The organism is Oleiphilus sp. HI0066 (genome assembly GCF_001635725.1).
The window spans coordinates 1-1,140 of record NZ_LWFH01001825.1; the positions used below are offsets into that span (position 1 = coordinate 1).

At 41.1% G+C, this 1,140-nt stretch carries 2 protein-coding genes; one reads left to right on the forward strand and one right to left on the reverse strand.

Features of this window, described 5'->3' with window-relative positions; all coding sequences use genetic code 11:
- Positions 1 to 779: tRNA dihydrouridine(20/20a) synthase DusA (gene dusA / locus A3738_RS28385; protein WP_068764015.1), on the reverse strand; the 779-nt coding region annotated here is incomplete at its 3' end.
- 172 nt (positions 780 to 951) lie between these two features.
- Between dusA and A3738_RS32270 the strand changes: the two genes are divergently transcribed.
- On the forward strand, positions 952 to 1,140 hold a 189-nt coding region (locus tag A3738_RS32270; protein WP_231876788.1), incomplete at its 3' end, for a hypothetical protein.

Consider the following 1,140-nt stretch of genomic DNA (forward strand, 5'->3'; position numbering starts at 1 on the left):
ATAACTTCATGTCTTTTTAAAACCTTGGATGGAGTGTTGTATAACCGTTGATCCACTTCCGAAAGTAGCCACGGGTTATGGTAAGCCTCTCGACCAAGCATGACGCCATCTACATTTTTAAGATGATTTTCTGCTTCATCAAGGTTTTTAATTCCTCCGTTTATAATGATTTCTAGGTCTGGAAAATGTTGTTTTAAACGATATACCCAATCATATTTGAGGGGAGGGATCTCTCTATTTTCTTTCGGGCTTAGACCATCCAAAATTGCAATTCTGGCGTGAACGATGAATGTAGAGCATCCGGTTTCTGCGACAGTGCCGACAAAATCACTCAAAAACTCTTCGCTATCGAAGTCGTCTATACCGATACGATGTTTGATTGTTACAGGAATGTCGCATGATTCTCGCATTGCAGAGATACAACTAGCAACGAGGTCTTTATGCCCCATTAAACAAGCGCCAATCATATTATTTTGCACTCGATCACTTGGACAGCCTACGTTAAGGTTGACTTCGTCATAAGCACGCGTCTTAGCTATTTTGGTACATTTGGCAAGATCTTTAGGGTCGCTGCCTCCAAGCTGAAGAGCAATAGGATGCTCTTCTTCGTTGTACTCAAGGTGCCGATCTTCATCTCCATATATAATGGCGCCAGTCGTGACCATTTCTGTGTACAACAGCGAGCGCTTCGTTAGTAAACGAGCAAAGTAGCGCTGATGTTTATCAGTCCAGTCCATCATAGGAGCAATCGAAAAGGTGCGATCAAGTTGCTTGGTCATAGTCCACTTAAATGAATTGATAGATGTATTGAATAATCTTTTGCGGTAACCCGCATATTGTACATGATCTAGAAATATAAAGACTTGTCTTAAAAACTGTGTACGGACTCTCTAACAATAATTCAAACATCGATATAATCTTGGGCTCAAAGAATTATAGTTGGAAATTGTTTTGTCTCTTCGTGCACTCGTTTCTTCATTAGTCTGTATTGTTTTTATCTCTGCGTGCTCTCGTACCTATGACGTTGATGCAAACCCGGTTCTGGTTTCTCCTGACGAACCAGATTGTTCGATTGCTCCATTAGCAAGCCCCGTTGTCAACGAGATTAAGTTAGTGTCCAAGGGAGCAGATTTACTAGAA